Here is a 21,674-nt window from a genome sequence, read left to right as displayed (position 1 = left end):
TATTTCGCGCTTGCGCTGGGCCGCAAAGAGGTCAGCTACAAGGCACGCAACGCGGCAATAACCGGTTATTGCCAAGGCGCGTAACGCCGTAGATGGCCTCTTTGCGGCCCAGCCCTGCGGGTTCGGGGTATTTCGGGCGGTTCGCTGCGTTGCAAACCGCTTGCGCTACCCGTACCGCGGCGCGTTCTGCGCCTTGCGCTCCATCCCGAACTACCCCGAACGCAAGCGTGAAATAAGTGTTAACAGGCCCTAGTACCAGCATCGCCCATCAATCGGCAAACAAAAGAACCAGGAAGAACCGGGAAAGCTTTATCAAAATCAATTTTCAGCAAAAAGACAACATGCTGAAATTTATGTTGTCCGCATAAGGCATACATGTTTGAATGCGCAGGCCGGAAAAATTAGCAAAGCCTGATTTTATCGGTCGACCCAAGCCGTCTTCAACAGATGCAAGGGCCCCACACCAACCGCAGAAAAGGACTGTATTTCATGAAAAAGCACGTTGCACTTCTGATCGGCCTGTTCCTGACGTTGACCGCCTCCGCCACCATGGCAGCAGACGCAAACCCGTGGTGTGAAATCAAGCACCACGTGTGTGAGAAAGACCCGTCCTACATCAGCTGCTTCAACGCTTATCAGAACTGCCCGAACGGCTGAGCGAGCTGCCTTCATGCAAGCAGCGGTGCATGCACGCGCATCGCTGCTTGCTGGTATTCGATAGCGTCGGTAGCTCAATCTTCCGAAGCTAATCGGGCGACTGTGATTCGATCAGCCAGTAATACGTATCCCCTTGATCTCCTTCCTGCATCACAATCCAGCGATAACCCTCCATGGTCGCAAGTGCGGCCAGAACTTCATCCCGCCATACATCAGCAGTCGCGATGATGTTGTGAACAAGAAGCGGCAAACCAGCAAAAAATTCTTCGGCCGGTGCGCAAACGAAGAACAGGGTATTTTGATACCAGCACAACCTTTCAAGGCGTTCGCTGGACACTGTTTCTGGCACCGCGAAGTAGCCTATGGGTTCGTTTCCATCTGTACCAAAATAGGGAAATTCAAACAATGGCGGGGCGGAGCATAGCTCCTCCAGCATGCTGTCATCCCACCGCGCCATCCACGGATAGTTGGGGACCGATATCACCACCTGTTCTCGATCCTGGTGCATGAGGGCGATGAAGTCATCAAGATCAATGATTTTTACCTCCCGCCCAGTATCACGGCGCAACTTCACCGCGATGTCGGAAAAACATTCCATGAAATAGGGTTCGCTAGCTAATAGATTTTTCATCTCACCACGTTCTCTCAATTCACACAGTGGCAAATCTTCCCTGTCGTCACCAGCTGCAATAGCTGTCCCGAATAACAAGCCCTGATCCCCCTCTCAGCACTATGGCTTCTCAAAAAACAGGTCAGAACTGGCTTCCGGCCAATCCCCAGGATTCAACGCAGAGCTCAAGCCAGCTCGAATGCCGCTTGTTTCCACTGGCGATAGCTCAAGTGCTCCCGTAGCCGCCACCAACCGATCTGCAATATGCCGGATGCAGCACGTGCCGCAGGCACGGGAACGGGCACACTGAGCTTGACGACATCGGCAGCAAGCAGCGCGTATTCAGCTGCCAGCTCATCTGCAGGGATTTTCAGCAGGCAATAGCTGGTATGCTCATGAACACACAACACGCTAAAGCGCAGACCCCAATCTGAACTGCATGCGGCTTGGTAACGCGCTGCAATTTCCGCCACGTCGTAACCGTGGCTCGGCAGTATCAGCCATCCTTTGCGAGCACCATAGATAGCCTGCTCCGGCCTCACCCAGACAATCTGCGCTGGCAAACCTTGGCGCTGCAATAAGCCAAGAAAACTGGCCATGACCTGGTTGAATTCGGGCTTCATCGCTATGAGGTTGCTGTGGTTTCAGGCATGACTACCACCGCTAAACGCAAGCGCCAGATCCTGCTGCAACGTTTCCGGGCTTGCCTTGAACCACTCGACATAGCCAAAGCGGTATCCGGGCTGCAGCGCCACTGACGAGGATTCAGGCACAATCAGCTTGCCCAGGCATTCGATGCGTATCGGCTCTCCCGTATCTGCCCAACGATGTATCCGGAAATGCGCAGCCGGAAACGGCTCGAACTCTGCCGTCCACTGGCCGACTACCAGTACGGCTTGTTCATCGTTGCCAAAGAACACCAAAGCCGGCCCGTTGCTGCCCAAGGGCTGAATATCGACGACCCGCAGCGGGGCAACCTCGATGACCTCCACGGCCTGCGGATCAGCGGCCATAGCCCGGCGGCGTTGCTGTTCTTGCCGAAAGCGCCAGTTGGACACCACCGAGCTGGCAAACAAGCCACCACCGATGAGGGATGCTGCCAGCCAGGATTTGCTCAACCAGTAGATCAATGCGGCGAGCACGCCAAATACGAGCAGTGCGAGGCTGATGGCTCGGCCAAATGACGTCCCCTGCTGTTGCAACGCCTTGAAATCGTCGTCTACCGGCGCGCGGCGACTGATTTCGATCCGCCCATCGCCCATTTGCTGGTTGGCCAATTGCTCGGCGGGCAGGCAAAAATCACTGCTGATGTCGATTTCGTCCAGATCGGCCGGTAGTTCAGGCGGCGCTTCGCCGCGTGCAAACCAGTGAACCGCCGAACTCAATATGCCTGATTCATCCACAGACAGTGCCCAATAGCGCCCTTGCGCGTTGCCAAACCCGACACTGGCCCCGACTCCGACGCCAAAGAACTTGTTAGGCGGCGATATGCCCGGCACATAGGCAATGAAGCCCTCTTCCTCGCCCCGCATGCGTTTTAGTCTGACCACATCGCCGGGCAGTACCGCTGTATCACTGCCCGCGTAATGGATGGCTTGCATGTTTGCAGATGCTCCTGCTTGATCATGAACCTGTTGATGAATGGTCTTGGCGCACAGTGGGTACGGCGACTGGCGGCAAGCTGACGTCAGTATGCAATAAGCACCATGCAAAAGAAAACGCCACCCGAAGGTGGCGTTTTTTGCTTTGCCGCGGGTGCAAAACACACCCGCATCAAGCTGATGCTTAGATCATGCCCTTGCTTTTCAGCAGGTCGAACATGGTCTTGCCCAGTTCGGCCGGGCTGCGGGTGTAGGCGATGCCTGCACGCTCGAAGGCGGCGAACTTCTCTTCGGCAGTACCCTTGCCGCCCGAGATGATGGCGCCAGCATGGCCCATGCGCTTGCCCTTCGGGGCAGTCACACCGGCGATGTAGCCAACCACCGGCTTGGTGACGTAGGACTTGGCGAATTCGGCCGCTTCTTCTTCGGCCGAGCCGCCGATTTCGCCGATCATGATGATGGCGTCGGTGTCCGGATCGTCCTGGAACAGCTTCAGGGCGTCGATGTGCGAAGTACCCGGGATCGGGTCGCCGCCGATACCGATACATGTCGATTGGCCCAGGCCCAGTGCGGTGGTTTGTGCCACGGCTTCATAGGTCAGCGTGCCCGAACGCGACACGATACCGATGCGGCCCGGTTGGTGGATGTGCCACGGCATGATGCCGATCTTGCACTCACCCGGGGTGATGATGCCAGGGCAGTTCGGGCCGATCAGGCGGATGCCGGCTTCGTCCACAGCCTTCTTCACGTACAGCATGTCCAGCGTCGGCACGCCTTCGGTGATGCAAACCACCAGCTTCACGCCGCTGTCGATGGCTTCGAGGATGGAATCCTTGGCAAACGGTGCCGGCACGTAGATGACCGAAGCATCAGCCTGGGTCTGACGCACGGCGTCCTTCATGGTGTTGAACACCGGCAGGCCCAGGTGCTCGGAACCGCCCTTGCCCGGAGTCACGCCACCAACAACCTTGGTGCCGACCTTCAACGCTTGTTCAGCGTGGAAAGTACCGTTCTTGCCGGTGAAGCCTTGCACCAGCACTTTCGTATCTTTATTGACGAGTACGCTCATTTCAAAATCCTTTTACGCGTGCGGTTTAGAGGGCTGCAACAGCAGCAACGATCTTCTCGGCAGCGTCGTTCAGGCCTTGGGCCGAAGTCAGCTTGAGGCCGGATTCGTCGAGGATCTTGGCGCCCAGTTCAGCGTTGTTGCCTTCCAGACGAACCACAACCGGCACGGTCACGTTCACTTCCTTCACGGCGGCAATGATGGCTTCGGCGATCATGTCGCAACGGACGATACCGCCGAAGATGTTGATCAGCACGCCCTTCACGGTGTCGTCAGCAAGGATCAGCTTGAACGCTTCAATCACGCGCTCCTTGGTTGCGCCACCGCCCACGTCCAGGAAGTTGGCCGGCTGGCCACCCTTGAGCTTGATGATGTCCATGGTGGCCATGGCCAGACCGGCGCCGTTCACCATGCAACCGATGCTGCCTTCCAGCGCCACGTAGTTCAGTTCGAACTCGGAAGCCTTCACTTCGCGCTCGTTTTCCTGCGACTTGTCGCGCTGGGCCAGCAGGTCCGGGTGGCGATACAGGGCGTTGGAGTCGAGGTTGATCTTGCCATCCACGCAGGCCAGTTCGCCGTTTTCACGCAGCGCCAGCGGGTTCACTTCGAACAGGGCGAAGTCGTTGTCGATGAAGGCCTTGGCCGCACCGAGGAACAGCTTGGTGAACGCAGCCACTTGCGGGCCTTGCAGGCCGAGGGCGAATGCAGCGTCGCGACCCTGGAACGGCTGAGCGCCAACCAGCGGATCGATTTCGATCTTGATGATCTTTTCCGGAGTTTCTTCGGCAACCTTCTCGATTTCCACGCCGCCTTCGGTCGATACCATGAACACCACGCGCTGGCTGGAGCGATCCACCACGGCGCCCAGATACAGTTCGCGCTGTACCGGGTACATGTCTTCACAGACCAGCACCGAGTGCACCGGCTGGCCGGCTGCGTCGGTCTGGTAGGTCACCAGATTGGTGCCGATCAGGGTCTTGGCAACTTCGGCTGCTTCTTCGCGGCTCTTGACGACCTTGACGCCGCCGGCCTTGCCGCGGCCACCCGCGTGCACTTGTGCCTTCACGACGGCAAACTTGCCACCCAGGGTGTCATACGCTGCAGCAGCTTCTTCAGCGCTGTTGGCCAGAATGCCGCGCTGGACCGGCAGGCCATACTTGGCCAGCAGTTCCTTGGCTTGATACTCGTGCAGATTCATTTCTGAGATCCTTTGTGAGGAGGTGTGTTGGGCGCGGGCCGCGCTGCGGCGGCCCGCTGGAAATTAGCTGTGCAGACCGCGCTTGTCGCAACCCAGGGCTGCTTCGTGCATGGCTTCAGACAGCGACGGGTGTGCGTGAACGATACGGGCGATGTCTTCCGACGACGCCTTGAATTCCATCGCCACCACGGCTTCGGTGATCAGCTCGGACGCATGCGCGCCGACGATGTGCACACCGAGGATGCGGTCGGTCTTGGCGCAAGCCAGCATCTTGACGAAGCCCTTGGAGTCGCCCAGCGCCAGCGCACGGCCATTGGCCGAGAACAGGAACTGACCCTTTTTGTATTCGACGCCTTCGGCCTTGAGCTGTTGCTCGGTCTTGCCCACCCACGCAATTTCCGGGTTGGTGTAGATCACCCACGGAATCACGTCGAAATCGACATGCGGGTGCTGGCCAGCCAGGCGTTCAGCCACGGCAACGCCCTCTTCCGACGACTTGTGCGCCAGCATGGGGCCGCGCACCACGTCGCCAATCGCCCATACATTGGGCAGGTTGGTGCGGCAGTCGCCATCGACGTCGATCTGGCCGCGCTCGTTGATCTTGAGGCCGACTGCGTCAGCACCCAGACCATCGGTGTTCGGCACACGGCCGATGGCGACGATCAGCTTGTCGAATTCGCTCTTGTGCTCGGCACCGGCGGCGTCGGTCCAGTTGACGGTGACGTCCTTCTTGCCGGTCTTGATCTCGCCGATCTTCACGCCGATCTGGATGTCGAGGCCAGTGTCCTTGCTGAACAGCTTGAACGCTTCCTTGGCTACCTGCTCATCGGCAGCGGCGAGGAAGGCCGGAGCGGCTTCCAGCACGGTCACTTCCGCGCCCAGGCGCTTCCATACCGAGCCCATTTCCAGGCCGATTACACCACCGCCGATCACGCCCAGCTTCTTGGGCACGGCCGGGATGGCCAGCGCGCCTTCGTTGTCCAGCACCAGCTGGTTGTCGATGGCGACGCCCGGCAGCTGACGCACCTTGGAGCCGGTGGCGATGATGACGTGGGTGGCTTCGATCACTTCGACCTTGTCACCATCCTTGATCTCGATCTGGTACTTGTCGCCATTGCGCGACTTGAAGCTGCCATAGCCGAGGAAGGAGGTCACCTTGTTCTTCTTGAACAGGTAAGCGATACCGCCGGTGTTCTTGTTGATGATGTCCTGCTTGCGCGCCAGCATCTTGGCAATGTCTACCTTGACCGAGCCTGCTGTGATGCCGTGATCGGCAAAACCGTGGATGGTGTTGTGGTAGTTCTCGGACGATTGCAGCAGTGCCTTGGACGGAATGCAGCCGACGTTCAGGCAGGTACCGCCCAGGCTTTGCTTGCCTTCGGCATTCTTGGTTGCGTCGATGCACGCGGTGCTGAAGCCCAGTTGCGCGGCGCGGATCGCTGCCACATAACCGCCGGGACCACCACCGATGACGACGACATCAAATTGTTGGGACATGAGTTTCTTCCAGGTTGATGCACAAGGGGCGGGTTGCCCCGCCCCGTGGTGTTACAGGTCCAGCAGCAGACGCGCCGGGTCTTCGATGGCTTCCTTCACTGCCACCAGGCTCAGCACGGCTTCGCGGCCGTCAATGATGCGGTGGTCATAGGATTGCGCCAGATACATCACCGGACGCACCACCACTTCGCCGTTTTCGACCACGGCACGTTCCTTGGTGGCATGCATGCCCAGGATCGCGGCTTGCGGCGGGTTGATGATCGGGGTGGAGAAGAACGAGCCGAAGGTGCCGCCATTCGAGATGGTGTAGGTACCGCCAGTCAGTTCTTCCACCGACAGCTTGCCTTCCTGCGCACGCTTGCCGAAGTCGGCGATGGTCTTTTCGATCTCGGCCAGGCTGAGCTGGTCAGCGTTGCGGATGATGGGCACCACCAGACCGCGCGGCGAGCCAACGGCCACGCCGATGTCGAAGTAGCCGTGGTAAACGATGTCGTTACCGTCCACCGACGCGTTCACGATCGGATACTTCTTCAGCGCGGCAACCACGGCCTTGACGAAGAAGCCCATGAAACCCAGCTTGACGCCGTGTTCTTTCTCGAACTTGTCCTTGTACTTGTTGCGCAGGTCCATCACCGGCTTCATGTTCACTTCATTGAAGGTGGTGAGGATGGCGTTGGTCTGTTGCGATTGCAGCAGACGCTCGGCCACGCGCTGGCGCAGGCGCGACATCGGCACGCGCTGCTCGGCACGTTCGCCAACGGCCACGGCAACCGGTGCAGCAGCTGCAGCCGCCGGCTTGCTGCCACCAGCAACGGCATTCTGTACGTCTTCCTTCAGCACGCGACCGCCACGGCCGGTACCTTCGACCCTGGACAGGTCCACGCCGGCATCGGCAGCCAGTTTCTTGGCGGCCGGCATGGCGGCAGCGCCTGCAGCAGCCGGAGCCGGGGCAGCAGCAGGTGCTGCGGCAGGCGCAGCAGCGGCAGCCGGGGCAGCAGCGACAGCAGCAGCGGTATCGATGGTGGCGATCACGTCCAGGCTACCCACGGTGGCGCCTTCCTGCTGGGTGATGGAGACCAGTACGCCGGCTTGCGGGGCGACGATTTCCAGCACGACCTTGTCGGTTTCGATGTCGATCAGGTTTTCTTCGCGTGCGACGGCCTCGCCCACCTTCTTCTTCCACTGCAGCAGCGTGGCTTCGGCAACCGATTCCGGCAACTGCGGGACTTTGACTTCTACGATCATGGTGTTTCTCCAAATGGTTCTGGTACGTTCGGGCTGGCCCGAAACGACAAGACGCGGCATCCGGGATGGATGCCGCGTTGGAATTACAGCGTCAGGGCCTCGTCAATGAAGGCCTTCAGCTGCGCGTTATGCTTGCTCATGTAGCCTACGGCCGGCGATGCCGACGATGGGCGGCCGGCAAACAGCAAGGTCTGCTTCGGCTCCATGCAGTTTTCGAGACGGTGGCGAATCTGGTGCCAGGCACCCTGATTGCGCGGCTCTTCCTGCACCCACATGATTTCCTTGGCATTGCCGAACTTGGCCAGCTCTGCCTTCAGCTCTTCGGTCGGGAACGGATACAGCTGCTCGACACGGACAATCGCAATGTCCTTGATCTCGCGCTGGGTACGTGCGCCCAGCAGGTCGTAATAGACCTGGCCGGCACACGCGATCACGCGCTTGACCTTCTTTGCATCGATGTCGCCGGCTTCGCCGATCACGGTGCGGAATTCGCCGTTGCTGAACTGCTCGATCGGGCTGGCCGCATTCTTGGCCTTGAGCAGTTTCTTGCTCATGATCACGATCAGCGGCTTGCGCACCGGGCGCACCATCTGGCGACGCAGCACATGGAACATCTGCACCGCTTCGGACGGTTGCACCACCTGGATGTTGTGTTCGGCACACATCTGCAGGAAGCGCTCGACACGTGCCGACGAGTGCTCAGGGCCAGCACCGTCATAACCGTGCGGCAGCAACATGGTCAGGCCGCACAGACGGCCCCATTTGGTTTCGCCCGAAGTGATGAACTGGTCGATCACGACTTGCGCGCCGTTGGCGAAGTCGCCGAACTGCGCTTCCCAGATCACCAGCTCATCCGGCGCCGACGAGGCGTAGCCGTATTCGAATGCCAGCACGGCTTCTTCGTTCAGGATCGAGTCAATGACGAGGAAGTGCGCCTGGTTTTCCGAGATGTGTTGCAGCGGCACGTGCACGCCCTGGTCCCACTTTTCGCGGTTCTGGTCGTGCAGTACGGCGTGGCGATGGTTGAAGGTGCCGCGCCCCGAGTCTTCACCCGAAATACGCACGGCGTAGCCTTCGGTCAACATCGTGGCATAGGCCAGCGATTCGGCAGTACCGAAGTCGACGCCCAGGTTGCCATTCAGCATCTCGCCGCGATCCTTCAGGATCTTCTCGACGTTGGCGCGCAGTTTGAAGTTGTCCGGCACGGTGATCAGCTTCTGGCCCAGGCGCTGCAGGTCGGCCAGCGGTACGGCGGTGGTCACCGGGTGACGCCAGTGGTTGCCCATGTACTTGCCGAAGTCGATGGCGTACGAACGCTTGTAGTCGGTCAGCGTGGTCTGCTCGACATGCTCGCCGCGATCCAGCGCTGCGCGATAGGTATCGATCAGGCCGGCGGCTTCCGCATCGGTGACCACGCCTTCAGCGATCAGGCGATCGGCGTACTTCTTGCGCACGCCCGGGTGCTGGGCGATTTTCTTGTACATCATCGGCTGGGTGATGAACGGATCATCGGCTTCGTTGTGGCCATGGCGGCGGAAGCAAACGATGTCGATCACCACATCACGGTGGAATTCCTTGCGGAAGGCCAGCGCGGCTTCGACGGTGAGGCAGACCGCTTCCGGATCGTCACCGTTGACGTGGAAGATCGGCGCTTCGACCATCTTGGCGATGTCGGTGCAATACAGCGTGGAACGGGTATCGCGGGTGTCCGAGGTGGTGAAGCCGATCTGGTTGTTCACCACGATGTGCAGCGTACCGCCGGTACCATAACCACGCGTGTTGGCCAGGTTGAAGGTACCCTGGTTGGTGCCCAGGCCGATGAAGGCCGAGTCACCGTGGATCAGCACCGGCAGGACTTGTGCGCCGGTCTTGTCGCCACGGCGTTGCTGACGTGCGCGCACCGAGCCTTCCACCACCGGGTTGACGATTTCCAGGTGCGACGGGTTGAACGCCAGCGACAGGTGGATCGGGCCACCCGGGGTCGGGATGTCGGCCGAGAAACCATTGTGGTACTTCACGTCGCCCGACGGCAGTTCGGTCGTCGGACGGCCTTCGAATTCGCTGAACAGGTCACGCGGCAGCTTGCCCAGCGTGTTGACCAGTACGTTCAGACGGCCACGGTGGGCCATACCGATGATCAGCTCCTGCACGCCATCACGGCCGGCGCCCTGCACGATGCCATCCATGGCCGCGATCATGGCTTCGCCGCCTTCCAGACCGAAACGCTTCTGGCCGACGTACTTCTTGCCCAGATACAGTTCCAGTGTTTCAGCAGCCGTTACCTGCTTGAGGATGCGGCGCTTTTCGTCCTGGCTGAAGGCCGGTGTGGAACGACGCGATTCGAAATAGTCCTGCACCCAACGACGTTGCTCGTTGTTGGTGATGTGCATGTATTCCAGACCGATGTTGCCGCAGTAGGTCTGCTTGAGGAAGGCATGCACTTCGGCCGGGGTAGCGCGCGGCAGGCCGCCGATATTGGTGCCGAGCGTGATGCCCATGTCGGCATCGGTCAGGCCGTGCGTTTTCGGGTCCAGTTCCGGCAGTGCGGTCTTGTCCATGCGCTGCAGCGGGTCCAGCGTGGCCTGGCGGCTACCCATGATGCGGTAGGCGGAAATCAGGCGCAGCAGGTTGACCTGGCGCTCGGTAGCGGCTTCGTCGGCCGAACCGGATTGCACCACGCGTACCGGCGAGCGGGTGAGCTGGCGGAACGATTCTTCGATCGGGGCACGGGCGACATCGCGTTTTGCGGCGCCTTGCGTGAGCTGGTCGAAGTAGCTGCGCCATTGCGCATCCACCGAGGCCGGATCGGCCAGGTATTGTTCGTAGAGATCTTCCACGAACGGGGCATTCCCACCGAACAGATGGGAATTCAACTCAAGTTCTTTCATCATTTTTGTTAGTCCTGTCCTTGCCGCTTTACGGCGGATCAAGCCGGATTCAATGCAAAAGCGCCGCCCCGGCAACGGGGCGACGCTGGTTAGCGCTTAACCGCGCTTGGCAACTTCGACGTAATCGCGACGCGGTGCACCGGTGTACAGCTGGCGCGGACGGCCGATCTTCATGGCCGGGTCGGAGATCATTTCGTTCCAGTGGCTGATCCAGCCCACGGTACGGGCCAGTGCGAAGATCACGGTGAACATCGAGACCGGGATGCCCAGCGCGGTCAGCACGATGCCCGAGTAGAAGTCGACGTTCGGGTACAGCTTGCGCTCGATGAAGTACGGATCGCTCAGCGCGATTTCTTCCAGCTTCATGGCCAGCTGGAACTTCGGATCGTCGCGCAGGCCCAGTTCGGCCAGCACTTCGTCGCAAGTCTGCTTCATGATCTTGGCGCGCGGGTCGAAGTTCTTGTACACGCGGTGACCGAAGCCCATCAGCTTGTGGGTCTTGGCCTTGACGCCTTCCATGAAGGCCGGCACGTTTTCGACAGAGCCGATTTCGTCCAGCATCTTCAGTACGGCTTCGTTGGCGCCGCCGTGCGACGGGCCCCACAGGCAGGCGATACCAGCCGAGATACATGCAAACGGGTTGGCACCCGACGAACCGGCCAGACGCACGGTCGAGGTCGACGCGTTCTGCTCGTGGTCGGCATGCAGGGTGAAGATGCGATCCAGCGCGCGCACCAGCACCGGGTTCGGCTTGTATTCCTCGCACGGGGTGGAGAACATCATGTGCAGGAAGTTGGCGGTGTAGTTCAGGTCATTGCGCGGGTAGTTGAACGGCAGACCCTTGCTGTAGCGGTAGCACATGGCCGCGATCGTCGGGATCTTGGAGATCAGACGGTAGATGGCCACTTCGCGGTGACGCGGGTTGCTGATGTCCAGGCTGTCCTGATAGAACGCCGACAGCGCGCCCACCACGCCAACCATCTGGGCCATCGGGTGCGCATCGCGGCGGAAGCCCTTGAAGAACGAGGTCAGCTGGTCGTGCACCATGGTGTGGCGGGTAACAGTGTTTTCGAACTCGGCCTTTTGCGCTGCGGTCGGCAGTTCGCCGTTAACCAACAGGTAGCAGACTTCGAGGTAGTCGCTGTGCTCGGCCAGTTGTTCGATCGGGTAGCCACGGTAGTAGAGCTGGCCCAGATCGCCGTCAATGAAAGTGATCTTGGATTCACACGAGGAAGTGGCAAGAAAGCCCGGGTCGAAGGTGAACATGCCTGTCTTCGAGAACGCGCGGATATCCACCACGTTCGGGCCCAGTGTACCCGGCAGAACCGGCAGGTCGATGCTCTGCTCGCCGTTGTTGTAAGTCAGGGTGACTTTGTTTTCCATCTGTGTGACTCCAGGGTTGAGGCCCGGTTTTTACCGAACCCGTTTTAACTTTGCAGGGCTTGAATGCGCGCAATGATGGGCCGCAGCGACTCATCGGGGCACGGTGCCTTGCCATTCAGGTATTCAAGAAAATCCTGGTCCGGCAGCAGCAGCAGGCGGCGGTAATCCTCCAGCTCTGCTGCGCTCAGGCCGGGCAGCGCTTCGCTCACGAAGCGCTCCAGTTGCAAGTCCAGCTCAAGCAGCCCGCGACGCGAACGCCACAGGATGCGCTTGAGCTCGGCTTCATCGATGAACGAGTTCATCGTGGATCAGGCAATCCGCTTGACCATCAGGTCTTTGATCTTGCCGATGGCCTTGGTCGGGTTCAGGTCCTTCGGGCAGACATCGACGCAGTTCATGATGGTGTGGCAGCGGAACAAACGGTACGGATCTTCGAGATTATCCAGACGTTCGTTGGTGGCCGTATCGCGGGTATCGGCAATGAAGCGATAAGCGGCAAGCAGGCCGGCCGGGCCGACGAACTTGTCCGGGTTCCACCAGAACGACGGGCACGAAGTCGAGCAACAGGCGCACAGGATGCACTCGTACAGGCCGTCCAGCTCCTTGCGGTCCTCCTGGCTTTGCAGGCGCTCGCGATCCGGCGCCGGCGTGTCGTTCTGCACGTAGGGCTTGATCGAGTGGTATTGCTTGAAGAACTGCGTCATGTCCACGATCAGGTCGCGTATGACTGGCAGGCCCGGCAGCGGGCGAATCTGGATCGGCTGCTTAAGGCTGTCCACGTCGGTCACGCAAGCGAGGCCGTTCTTGCCGTTGATGTTCATCGCGTCGGAACCGCACACGCCTTCGCGGCACGAGCGGCGGAACGAGACGGAATCATCCAGCACCTTGAGCTTGACCAGTGCATCGAGCAGCTTGTGCTCGGTCGCGTCGAGTTCAACGGTGTAGTCCTTCATGTACGGCTTGGCATCCTTTTCCGGATCGAAGCGGTAAATGCTGAATTTAATGGTACGGGTAGTCATGTTCTGTTCACCCTTAGTAGGAACGGGTCTTGAGCGCGATGGTATCGACCGTCAGCGGCTTCATGGTGACCGGCTTGTACTTGAGCTGGTTGCCTTCGCGGTGCCACAGGGTGTGCTTGAGCCAGTTCTGGTCATCACGGCCGTTCGGGCGTTCCGGGGTATCTTCCGCATCATCACGCACGTGCGCGCCGCGCGATTCGGTGCGGGCCTCGGCCGAGATCATGGTGGCCTTGGCCACTTCGATCAGGTTCTGCAGCTCCAGCGCTTCGAGTCGGGCGGTGTTGAAGGTCTTGGATTTGTCGGCGATGACGATGTTGGCCACCTGCTTTTCGACTTCCAGAATCTTCTCGGCGCCTTCCTTGAGCATGTCCTTGAAACGGAACACGCCGCAGTGTTTCTGCATGGTGGCCTGCATGGCCAGGCGGGCGTCGTTGACTTCCACGCCGCTGCTGCGCTGGTTCAGTTCGTCGACGCGGGCGACCGAACGCTCGACGTCAGCGGTGTTGAGCACCGGCAGGTCCTTGGGCGCGTGCTTGATGAAGTCGATCATCGAGTTGCCCGAACTCTTGCCGAACACCAGCAGGTCGAGCAGCGAGTTGGTGCCAAGGCGGTTGGCGCCGTGCACCGACGCGCAGGCCACTTCGCCGGCCGCATAGAAACCGCTGACGATCTGGTCGTTGACGACAACTTCGCCCTTGTAGTTGGTCGGAATGCCGCCCATCTGGTAGTGGCAGGTCGGCACGACCGGGATCGGTGCCTTGATCGGGTCCACACCGGCGAACTTGATCGAGATTTCGCGGATACCCGGCAGCTTGGACTTGATGACTTCCGGGTCCAGGTGGGTGATGTCGAGCAGCACGTGATCCTTGTTGGGACCGCAGCCACGACCTTCGTTGATTTCGGTGACCATGGCGCGCGATACCACGTCGCGCGAAGCCAGATCCTTGGCGTTCGGCGCGTAGCGCTCCATGAAGCGCTCGCCATTGCTGTTGCGCAGGATGCCGCCTTCGCCACGCACGCCTTCGGTAATCAGCACGCCCGCGCCGGCCACGCCGGTCGGGTGGAACTGCCAGAATTCCATGTCTTCCAGCGGGATGCCGGCGCGCGCTGCCATACCCAGGCCGTCACCGGTGTTGATGAAGGCATTGGTGCTGGAAGCGAAGATACGACCCGCGCCGCCGGTGGCAAACAGGGTGGCCTTGGCCTGGAACACGTAAATGTCCGAGGTTTCCATTTCCATGGCGACCACGCCTTGCACATTGCCCTGCTCGTCGCGCACCAGGTCCAGCGCCATCCATTCGACGAAGAACTGGGTGTTGGCGCGCACATTGCGCTGGTACAGCGCGTGCAGCATGGCGTGGCCGGTACGGTCAGCCGCCGCACAGGCGCGGCGCACCGGCTTCTCGCCAAAATTGGACATGTGGCCGCCGAACGGGCGCTGATAAATGGTGCCATCGGCGTTGCGGTCGAACGGCATGCCGAAGTGTTCCAGCTCGACCACGACATTCGGTGCCTCGCGGCACATGAATTCGATGGCGTCCTGGTCACCCAGCCAGTCCGAACCCTTCACGGTGTCGTACATGTGCCAGTGCCAGTGATCCGGCTCGGAGTTGCCCAGCGAAGCGGACACACCGCCCTGCGCCGCAACGGTGTGCGAGCGGGTCGGAAATACTTTGGACAGCACGGCAGTCTTCAGGCCGGCTTCCGACAATTGCAGTGCGGCACGCAGGCCGGCGCCGCCGGCGCCCACGATGACTGCATCAAACTTGCGAACTGGAACAGTCATCACGCACCCCAGACAACTTTAACGGCATAAACAAGGCTGGATACCAGCCACAGGATGGTCACCACATGCAGGGTGAGGCGCAGGCCGATGTGCTGCACGTAATCCATCCAGATATCGCGCAGACCAACCCAGGCGTGCCACAGCAGCGCCAGGATGGTGACGGTGGTGAGTACCTTGACCCAGCCACAGGCGAACAGTTGCTGCCACTGTGCGTAATTGGCGCCATGCGCCAGCACCAGGAAGGCCACGATGGCCACGGCATACACCAGCATGATGACGGCGGTAACGCGCTGCACCAGCCAGTCGCGCAGACCGTAGTGCGCGCCGACAACTTGACGATTTACCATACCAGCACCCCGATCACGACAGTCAGCGACAGGCTCACGGCCATCACGATTTTTGCAGTCAGTCGTGCGGTTTCACGCTCGACACCCTTGTGAATGTCCATCATCAGGAAGCGGATGCCGGCACAGGCGTGGTGCAGGAAGGCCCACAACACCAGCAGCAAGAGCAGTTTCGTTACCGGGCTGCCCACACAGGCGCGGAAAGCGTCAAAACGCTCGCCGGACGACAGGGTGCCGGACAGCGCGTACAGCACGAAGGGGATGGACAGGCCCAGCAGCGCGCCGCTGATGCGGTGCAGGCCGGACACGATACTGGGCAGCGGGAATTTGATTACCCGCAAATCCAGGTGCTTGGGGCGTGTTTTGCTCATACGCTTTCCTTACTGGTTTAAATCCGGCACACGCCCTACAGCCCATGCCACAGCGGGGTTGCCCCCAAAAACCGCCAGCCGGGCATCTGCCCGGCCTTGGTCATTCTTGTTCGCCCCGCATGCTTTGCGGCGGTTCGAACGCGTCCTGCTCGGTGCGCAGCCATGCCACGCTCCAGATTTGCGGCTTGCCGTCGAAATCACGCGACAGGCGCACGATCTGCAGCAGCGGGTCACCAACTTCCATCTGCAACAAACGCGCTTCGGCCTGCGCCGCCGACACGGCCCGGTAACGCACCTCGCCATCCTTGAGCCGCACGCCAAAATCGCGCCAGCATAGCTCGGGCACATTACCTTTCAACTCACGAATCCGGCGCATGTCCAGATCCGGAAAACTGCTCTCGGGCAACAACAACTCTTCCAGCCCGACGATATGTCCCGCCACGCGCAACAGCTTGCGCACCTGCCACAGCGCGGCACCGCGCCGCAGGCCCAGTACCTCGGCCAGCTGCTCGCCGGCATTGATGCGCACACAGCCCAGCAGCTCGAATTTCGGCACTTCACCACCCACACCGGTCAACGGCGTAAAACAGCTGCGTGCCAGAAAATCACTGGTATCCGCCACAAAAGTGCCGACACCCTGACGCCGATACAACACGCCATCGGCCACCAGCACATCCAACGCCTTGCGCACCGTGCCCTGGCTGACGCCCAGGCTGCGGCCCAGATCGGTTTCACTGGGCAAGGATTCGTCGCCATGCCATTCGGCAGCTTCGATGCGGGCCAGCACTTCGCGCACAACCTGCTTGTACAACGGTTGCTGCGTGAGCTTCGCCATACTCGATTGCCTCGCTTTTTATCATGTTGTCCCGGTGTAGTCCACTACAGTCTTATATAAGACACAAGACAATCACCATTCATGCGGGCAATTACATCAAAACGCAAGCGCGGCGGCAATCGTGCGTGCTAAAATCGTCGGGCTTTGCACCAAAGCCGGCACAGCCATGCCGGGCCTTGGTGCGCACCAGACTCAAAACCGCTGCGCGGGACGTAGTCGCCGCAGCGTGAGCAACCACCATGATCCGGAGCTAAATCCATGACCACCAAGAAACCCGTACGCGTTGCCGTAACCGGCGCAGCCGGCCAGATCGGCTACAGCCTCCTGTTCCGTATTGCCTCTGGCGCCATGCTCGGCCCGGATCAACCGGTGATCCTGCAACTGCTGGACATTACCCCGTCGCTGCCGGCCCTCGCCGGCGTGGTGATGGAACTAGACGACTGTGCCTTCCCGCTGCTGCAAGGCATCGTGCAAACCGACGACCCGATGGTTGCCTTCAAGGATGCTGACGTCGCCCTGCTGGTTGGCGCCCGTCCGCGCGGCCCGGGTATGGAACGCAAGGACCTGCTGGAAGCCAACGGCGCCATCTTCACCACCCAGGGCAAGGCACTGAACGCAGTTGCTTCGCGTGATGTGAAGGTGCTGGTGGTCGGCAACCCGGCCAACACCAACGCCTACATCGCCATGAAGAACGCACCGGACCTGAACCCGGCCAACTTCACCGCCATGATGCGTCTGGACCACAACCGCGCCCTGACCCAGATCGGCCAGAAGACCGGCAACGCGGTCACCGACGTGAAGAAAGTCATCATCTGGGGTAACCACTCGGCTACCCAGTATCCGGACATTTTCCACGCAGAAGTCAAGGGCCAAAGCGCTGCCCAGCTGATCAACGATCAACAATGGCTGGAAAGCGAGTTCATCCCGACCGTGCAACAGCGCGGCGCTGCCATCATCAAGGCGCGCGGCCTGTCGTCGGCTGCTTCGGCGGCCAACGCCGCCATCGACCACATCCGCAACTGGGTGCTGGGCACACCGGAAGGCGACTGGGTCACCATGGGCGTACCGGCCAACGGCGAATACGGCTACAGCGACCTGATCTACGGCTACCCGGTGACCTGCAAGGATGGCAAGTACACCATCGTGCAAGGCCTGGAAGTCAGCGACTTCAGCCGCGCCCGCATGGATGCGACCGCCAAGGAACTGAGCGAAGAGCGTGATGCCGTGAAGCATCTGCTGGGCTAAACCCCGCTCGCACAAGCCTGCTTGTGCAAGAAAAAAGGACGAACCTCGGTTCGTCCTTTTTTTTTCGTCCCCGAGCCGCCGGACCACCATCCGCACGCCAGAACTGGCCTCATGCAGACCGGGAAACAGCCCCTGCCACACCTACCAGGTGAGCAGACTGCCAACCACGTACAACGTGCAGCAGCACTGCACGCCCGCACCGGGCCACTGGGCCGCACATGAAAAAACGGACCGGCAAGCCGGTCCGTTTTGTATTGCCACAGCCGAGGTTTAACGCGGCTTGAGCGTATACAGCGTGCTCTGGCCGGCAGCCACCGGGCCACTGGCAAAGTTGGCCACGCCACCGAACTGGTCGATATTGCTCACGACCACCGGACTGATCAGCGATACCGCGTGTTCGCTCAGGTAGTCCAGATCCAGCTCCAGCACCGGCTCACCCGCATTCACATGCGTGCCCTGCTCGGCCAGACGGCGGAAGCCCTGCCCGCCCAGCTTCACGGTTTCGATACCGATGTGGACGATGATTTCCGCACCGTTGTCGGCCTGCAGCGCAAAGGCGTGATTACTGTTGAAAATCTTCACCAGCGTGCCGCTTGCCGGTGCAACCACCAGACGGCCTGTCGGCTTGATGGCCACGCCATCACCCACGGCCTTGCTGGCAAATGCGGCATCCGGCACGTCGGACAGCGGTACGGCCTCACCGGTTACCGGGGCAACCAGCACCAGCTCGCCCTTGCCCGGCTGCACGGCCGGCGCCGGCGGCTGCAGTGCGCTGACGGTGGCAATCTTCTGCTCGATCGAGATCGGCGCAGCTTCAACAGCCTCCTGAATGCTGGTACCTGCAGTCAGCCACTTGCGCATCTGATCAGCAATCAACTCGGCCTTGGGCCCGATGATGATCTGCACGCTCTGCTTGTTCAGCTTGACCACACCGGCCGCGCCCAAGCGCTTGGCTTCAGCTTCGTTCACCAGGGCCGAATCATTCACGTTCAGACGCAGGCGGGTAATGCAGGCATCAATTGCCGCCAGATTGGCAGCACCACCGACCACGCCGATATAGGCCTTGGCCAGTTGCTCGATATTGCTGCCGGCAGCGCCAGCCGAAGTCGGCGCCGGAGCAGCCTGCACCACGGTTTGCGGGCCAGCCTCTTCAGTATCGTCCTCACGACCCGGGGTCTTGAGGTTGAAGGCGGTAATCGAGAAGCGGAAGCCGAAGTAATACACAAAGAAGAATACGATGCCCTGCACGATCAGCATGAACCACTGCACCGCCAGCGGGTTGCGCGACGACAGCACCATGTCGACCAGACCCGCACTGAAGCCAAAACCGGCAATCCAGTGCATGGTCGCGGCAATGTAGACCGAAATGCCAGTCAGCAGCGCGTGCACCACATACAGGAACGGCGCCACGAACATGAAGGAGAATTCGAGCGGCTCGGTCACACCGGTGAAGAACGAGGCAAACGCGGCCGCCATCATGATGGACGCCACACGTGCCTTGTGCTCCGGCTTGGCGGTCTGGTAGATCGCCAGCGCTGCGCCCGGCAGACCGAACATCATGATCGGGAAGAAGCCGGCCTGATACATGCCAGTCACGCCGACGACAGCCTTGTGTTCAGCCAGCGATTGCGCGCCACCCAGGAAGTTCGGGATGTCGTTGATACCTGCAACGTCAAACCAGAACACCTGGTTCAATGCATGGTGCAGACCAACCGGAATCAGCAGGCGGTTAAAGAAGGCGTAGATACCGGCCCCCAGCGGCCCCATGCCCTGGATACCTTCGCCAAAATGCACCAGCGCGCCGTAAATCACCGGCCAAGTGAACATCAGCACAAATGACACGGCCATCATCACGAAAGACGTGACGATCGGCACCAAGCGCTTGCCGCTGAAGAAGGCAAGTGCCTTGTTCAGCTCGACATGACTGAAACGGTTATACAGTTCAGCAGCAATGACCCCGGTCAGAATCCCGACAAACGGGTTTTTGATCTTGCCGAAGGCGGCCGGAACCTGTTCTGGCTTCAGCCCCTGCAGCTGACCAACCGCTTCGGGCGAACACAGTGTTGTTACCACATAGAAACCCACCAGACCGGCCAACGCTGCCGCGCCATCCTTGTCTTTGGACATCCCGTAAGCCACACCGACAGCAAACAGGATGGCCATGTTGTCGATGATGGATGCGCCGGACTTGATCAGGAACGCCGCCAGCGGGCTGCCACCACCCCAGCCTTGCGGGTCGATCCAGTAGCCGATACCCATCAGGATTGCCGCAGCCGGTAGCGTGGCCACCGGCACCATCAGCGCGCGGCCGATTTTTTGTAAATACCCTAGGACACTCACGGTATACCCCCTTGTTACGATTGCGCAAAAAATGATCGCTGCGACACTGAACCCGTCCGCGTTACGCGGGCTGCTCACCCAAGCCCTTGATACAAAATACGAAACGGCGCAAGACAGGCAAATCCACCCCACAGGTCAGCCCGGCCCTCATCCAGCCGGCATATTCCTTGCAGATGAGTTGTAACCATCATGCGTGCGCGTGTAAAGCATTATCGAGTACTTAAATGCGCTTTGGCATCAGGACAACAACATACATAGACGAATGTTAGGCCGAAGCTTACGCGCATTGCTGACTGGCCACACGCGAAAATTGTGTGCAACTTGATCCAGCGCAAACGGTACATTGTCACGAAATGCCGTTTTCGGCCGATTCCGTCATGTTCAAGCCAGCGAACATCGTTAGAATCTGCCCCGTATGTAAATCTCGCCGCCCATCCGGATTCCCGCCATGTCCTTGCCCGCGCATCGTGCCTTGCAATACACCTTTCTTGCCCTGACGCTGACGGCCGCGCTCAGCGGTTGCGGCAACAAGCCAGCCCCGACAGCAACCGCCAGCGCTCCGGCCGCGGCCGAGCTGGCGCGGGAGGATGTCGTTACCATCAAGCGCAGCGATCTCAACCACAGCATTCCCCTCACCGGCAGCCTGCAGGCACTGCGCCAGACCACCTTGACCGCACAGGTCGAAGGCGTGGTGGGCAGCGTGGCCGTGCGCCCCGGCGCGGCGGTTGCTGCCGGACAGGAGCTGGCCATGTTTGATACGCGCGATCTGGAAAAACAGTTGCTGGTTTCCAAGGCCCAGCTGGAAAAGAGCCGCGAGATGCTCGACCTGAACCGCAAGCAGGCCGAGCGCAACGCCAATTTGCTCAAGCAGAATTTCATCTCGCGCAATGCGTTCGATGCCACCAACAGCCAGGTGCAAACCTCGGTGGCTGACGTCAACGTGAGCGAGGCACAACTGGCGCTGGCCAAGCAGGCATTGGCCAAGACCCGCGTAACCGCACCGTTTGCCGGCACGATTTCCGAGCGCCTGGTCGAGCCCGGACAGCACGTGGGCCTGAACAGCAAGCTGTTCACCGTGGTTGACCTGTCCGAACTGGAGTGGGTTGCTGCGGTTCCCTCCAGCCAGATCGGCGAAGTACACGTGGGCCAGACCGCCACGCTGAAGGTGGATGGCTTTTCGGGCGAGTTCAGCGGCCAGGTAAGTCGCATCAACCCGGCGGTGGATGCGGTCAACAAAACCGTCGAAGTCTATATCCGCATCATCAACGATCAAGGCAGCTTGCGTGCGGGCCTGTTTGGCCAGGGTCGCCTTGCCATCGATACGCGCAAGGATGCACTGGTCGCCCCGGCTGCCGCAGTACGCGAGGAAAACGGCCAGCGCTTCGTACTGCAGGTGGACAAGGGCACGCTGGTACGCCGCAACGTGGTGCTGGGGGCGGCCGACGCAGCCAGCAACACGGTGGAAATCCAGTCCGGGCTGGAGGCCGGCGCCGTGGTGCTGGTCAGCGGCGTGCGGCTGACCGCCGGCATGCCGGTCAAACTGCAAGCCAGCCAGCCCTGACCCCTCCGACCCCTCCCGCCCCGCCGCA

Annotated in this window: 19 protein-coding genes; 3 read left to right on the top strand and 16 right to left on the bottom strand. The window is 60.5% G+C overall.

Going from position 1 to position 21,674, the window contains the following annotated elements; genetic code table 11:
- The first annotated feature begins 489 nt into the window (after nt 1-489).
- A complete protein-coding gene (locus tag B9A19_RS22560; protein WP_176216887.1) occupies nt 490-657 on the top strand; it encodes a hypothetical protein in 168 nt (55 codons plus the stop codon).
- Between the two features lie 88 nt (nt 658-745).
- Here B9A19_RS22560 and B9A19_RS11115 read toward each other — a convergent pair whose 3' ends face one another.
- From B9A19_RS11115 to B9A19_RS11045, 15 genes are all read right to left on the bottom strand, one after another.
- Complete coding sequence (locus B9A19_RS11115; RefSeq protein ID WP_084090865.1) at nt 746-1,288, bottom strand: hypothetical protein; 543 nt, start codon at nt 1,286-1,288, stop codon at nt 746-748.
- A gap of 164 nt (nt 1,289-1,452) precedes the next feature.
- A complete protein-coding gene (locus B9A19_RS11110) occupies nt 1,453-1,890 on the bottom strand; it encodes a hypothetical protein (RefSeq protein ID WP_084090864.1) in 438 nt (145 codons plus the stop codon).
- 21 nt (nt 1,891-1,911) lie between these two features.
- Entirely contained in the window at nt 1,912-2,868 is a 957-nt protein-coding gene (locus B9A19_RS11105) for a hypothetical protein (RefSeq protein WP_084090863.1), read from the bottom strand.
- A 184-nt stretch (nt 2,869-3,052) separates the two neighbouring features.
- A complete protein-coding gene (sucD, locus tag B9A19_RS11100; protein WP_084090862.1) occupies nt 3,053-3,937 on the bottom strand; it encodes a succinate--CoA ligase subunit alpha in 885 nt (294 codons plus the stop codon).
- A 25-nt stretch (nt 3,938-3,962) separates the two neighbouring features.
- A complete protein-coding gene (gene sucC / locus B9A19_RS11095; RefSeq protein WP_084090861.1) occupies nt 3,963-5,132 on the bottom strand; it encodes an ADP-forming succinate--CoA ligase subunit beta in 1,170 nt (389 codons plus the stop codon).
- 63 nt (nt 5,133-5,195) lie between these two features.
- Nucleotides 5,196-6,629, bottom strand: a complete 1,434-nt coding sequence (gene lpdA, locus B9A19_RS11090) for a dihydrolipoyl dehydrogenase (RefSeq protein ID WP_084090860.1) — start codon at nt 6,627-6,629, stop codon at nt 5,196-5,198.
- Nucleotides 6,630-6,680: 51 nt separating this feature from the next.
- On the bottom strand, nt 6,681-7,874 hold the full coding sequence (odhB, locus tag B9A19_RS11085; RefSeq protein ID WP_084090859.1) for a 2-oxoglutarate dehydrogenase complex dihydrolipoyllysine-residue succinyltransferase: 1,194 nt from the start codon (nt 7,872-7,874) through the stop codon (nt 6,681-6,683).
- An 83-nt stretch (nt 7,875-7,957) separates the two neighbouring features.
- A complete protein-coding gene (locus tag B9A19_RS11080) occupies nt 7,958-10,765 on the bottom strand; it encodes a 2-oxoglutarate dehydrogenase E1 component (RefSeq protein WP_084090858.1) in 2,808 nt (935 codons plus the stop codon).
- Nucleotides 10,766-10,858: 93 nt separating this feature from the next.
- On the bottom strand, nt 10,859-12,145 hold the full coding sequence (gene gltA / locus B9A19_RS11075) for a citrate synthase (protein ID WP_084090857.1): 1,287 nt from the start codon (nt 12,143-12,145) through the stop codon (nt 10,859-10,861).
- 44 nt (nt 12,146-12,189) lie between these two features.
- Nucleotides 12,190-12,447: an FAD assembly factor SdhE gene (locus B9A19_RS11070; protein WP_084090856.1), complete on the bottom strand. Its 258-nt coding sequence runs from the start codon at nt 12,445-12,447 to the stop codon at nt 12,190-12,192.
- 6 nt (nt 12,448-12,453) lie between these two features.
- Entirely contained in the window at nt 12,454-13,164 is a 711-nt protein-coding gene (locus B9A19_RS11065; RefSeq protein WP_084090855.1) for a succinate dehydrogenase iron-sulfur subunit, read from the bottom strand.
- A 13-nt stretch (nt 13,165-13,177) separates the two neighbouring features.
- Nucleotides 13,178-14,950 carry a succinate dehydrogenase flavoprotein subunit gene (gene sdhA, locus B9A19_RS11060; RefSeq protein WP_084090854.1) on the bottom strand — a complete coding sequence of 591 codons (1,773 nt, stop codon included), beginning with the start codon at nt 14,948-14,950 and terminating at the stop codon, nt 13,178-13,180.
- Entirely contained in the window at nt 14,950-15,297 is a 348-nt protein-coding gene (sdhD, locus tag B9A19_RS11055; RefSeq protein ID WP_084090853.1) for a succinate dehydrogenase, hydrophobic membrane anchor protein, read from the bottom strand. The genes sdhA and sdhD overlap by 1 nt, the downstream gene beginning before the upstream one ends.
- Nucleotides 15,291-15,665, bottom strand: coding sequence for a succinate dehydrogenase, cytochrome b556 subunit (gene sdhC / locus B9A19_RS11050; RefSeq protein ID WP_084090852.1), 375 nt, complete (start codon nt 15,663-15,665; stop codon nt 15,291-15,293). Before sdhC ends, sdhD begins: the two co-directional genes overlap by 7 nt.
- Before the next feature lie 100 nt (nt 15,666-15,765).
- Nucleotides 15,766-16,500 carry a GntR family transcriptional regulator gene (locus B9A19_RS11045; protein WP_084090851.1) on the bottom strand — a complete coding sequence of 245 codons (735 nt, stop codon included), beginning with the start codon at nt 16,498-16,500 and terminating at the stop codon, nt 15,766-15,768.
- Nucleotides 16,501-16,758: 258 nt separating this feature from the next.
- On the opposite strand from B9A19_RS11045, the gene B9A19_RS11040 reads away from it, so the two are divergent.
- Nucleotides 16,759-17,745: a malate dehydrogenase gene (locus tag B9A19_RS11040; protein ID WP_084090850.1), complete on the top strand. Its 987-nt coding sequence runs from the start codon at nt 16,759-16,761 to the stop codon at nt 17,743-17,745.
- A 270-nt stretch (nt 17,746-18,015) separates the two neighbouring features.
- Here the strand turns inward: B9A19_RS11040 and nagE are convergent, their stop codons facing one another.
- Nucleotides 18,016-20,085, bottom strand: a complete 2,070-nt coding sequence (nagE, locus tag B9A19_RS11035) for an N-acetylglucosamine-specific PTS transporter subunit IIBC (protein WP_084090849.1) — start codon at nt 20,083-20,085, stop codon at nt 18,016-18,018.
- A gap of 448 nt (nt 20,086-20,533) precedes the next feature.
- On the opposite strand from nagE, the gene B9A19_RS11030 reads away from it, so the two are divergent.
- Complete coding sequence (locus B9A19_RS11030) at nt 20,534-21,646, top strand: efflux RND transporter periplasmic adaptor subunit (RefSeq protein ID WP_084090848.1); 1,113 nt, start codon at nt 20,534-20,536, stop codon at nt 21,644-21,646.
- The last annotated feature ends 28 nt before the right edge of the window (nt 21,647-21,674 follow it).

The sequence above is a fragment of the Andreprevotia lacus DSM 23236 genome, from assembly GCF_900176275.1.
GTDB lineage: Bacteria > Pseudomonadota > Gammaproteobacteria > Burkholderiales > Chitinibacteraceae > Andreprevotia > Andreprevotia lacus.
Note: the sequence above shows the minus strand (reverse complement) of the source record. Positions and strands in the feature narration are given on the sequence as shown.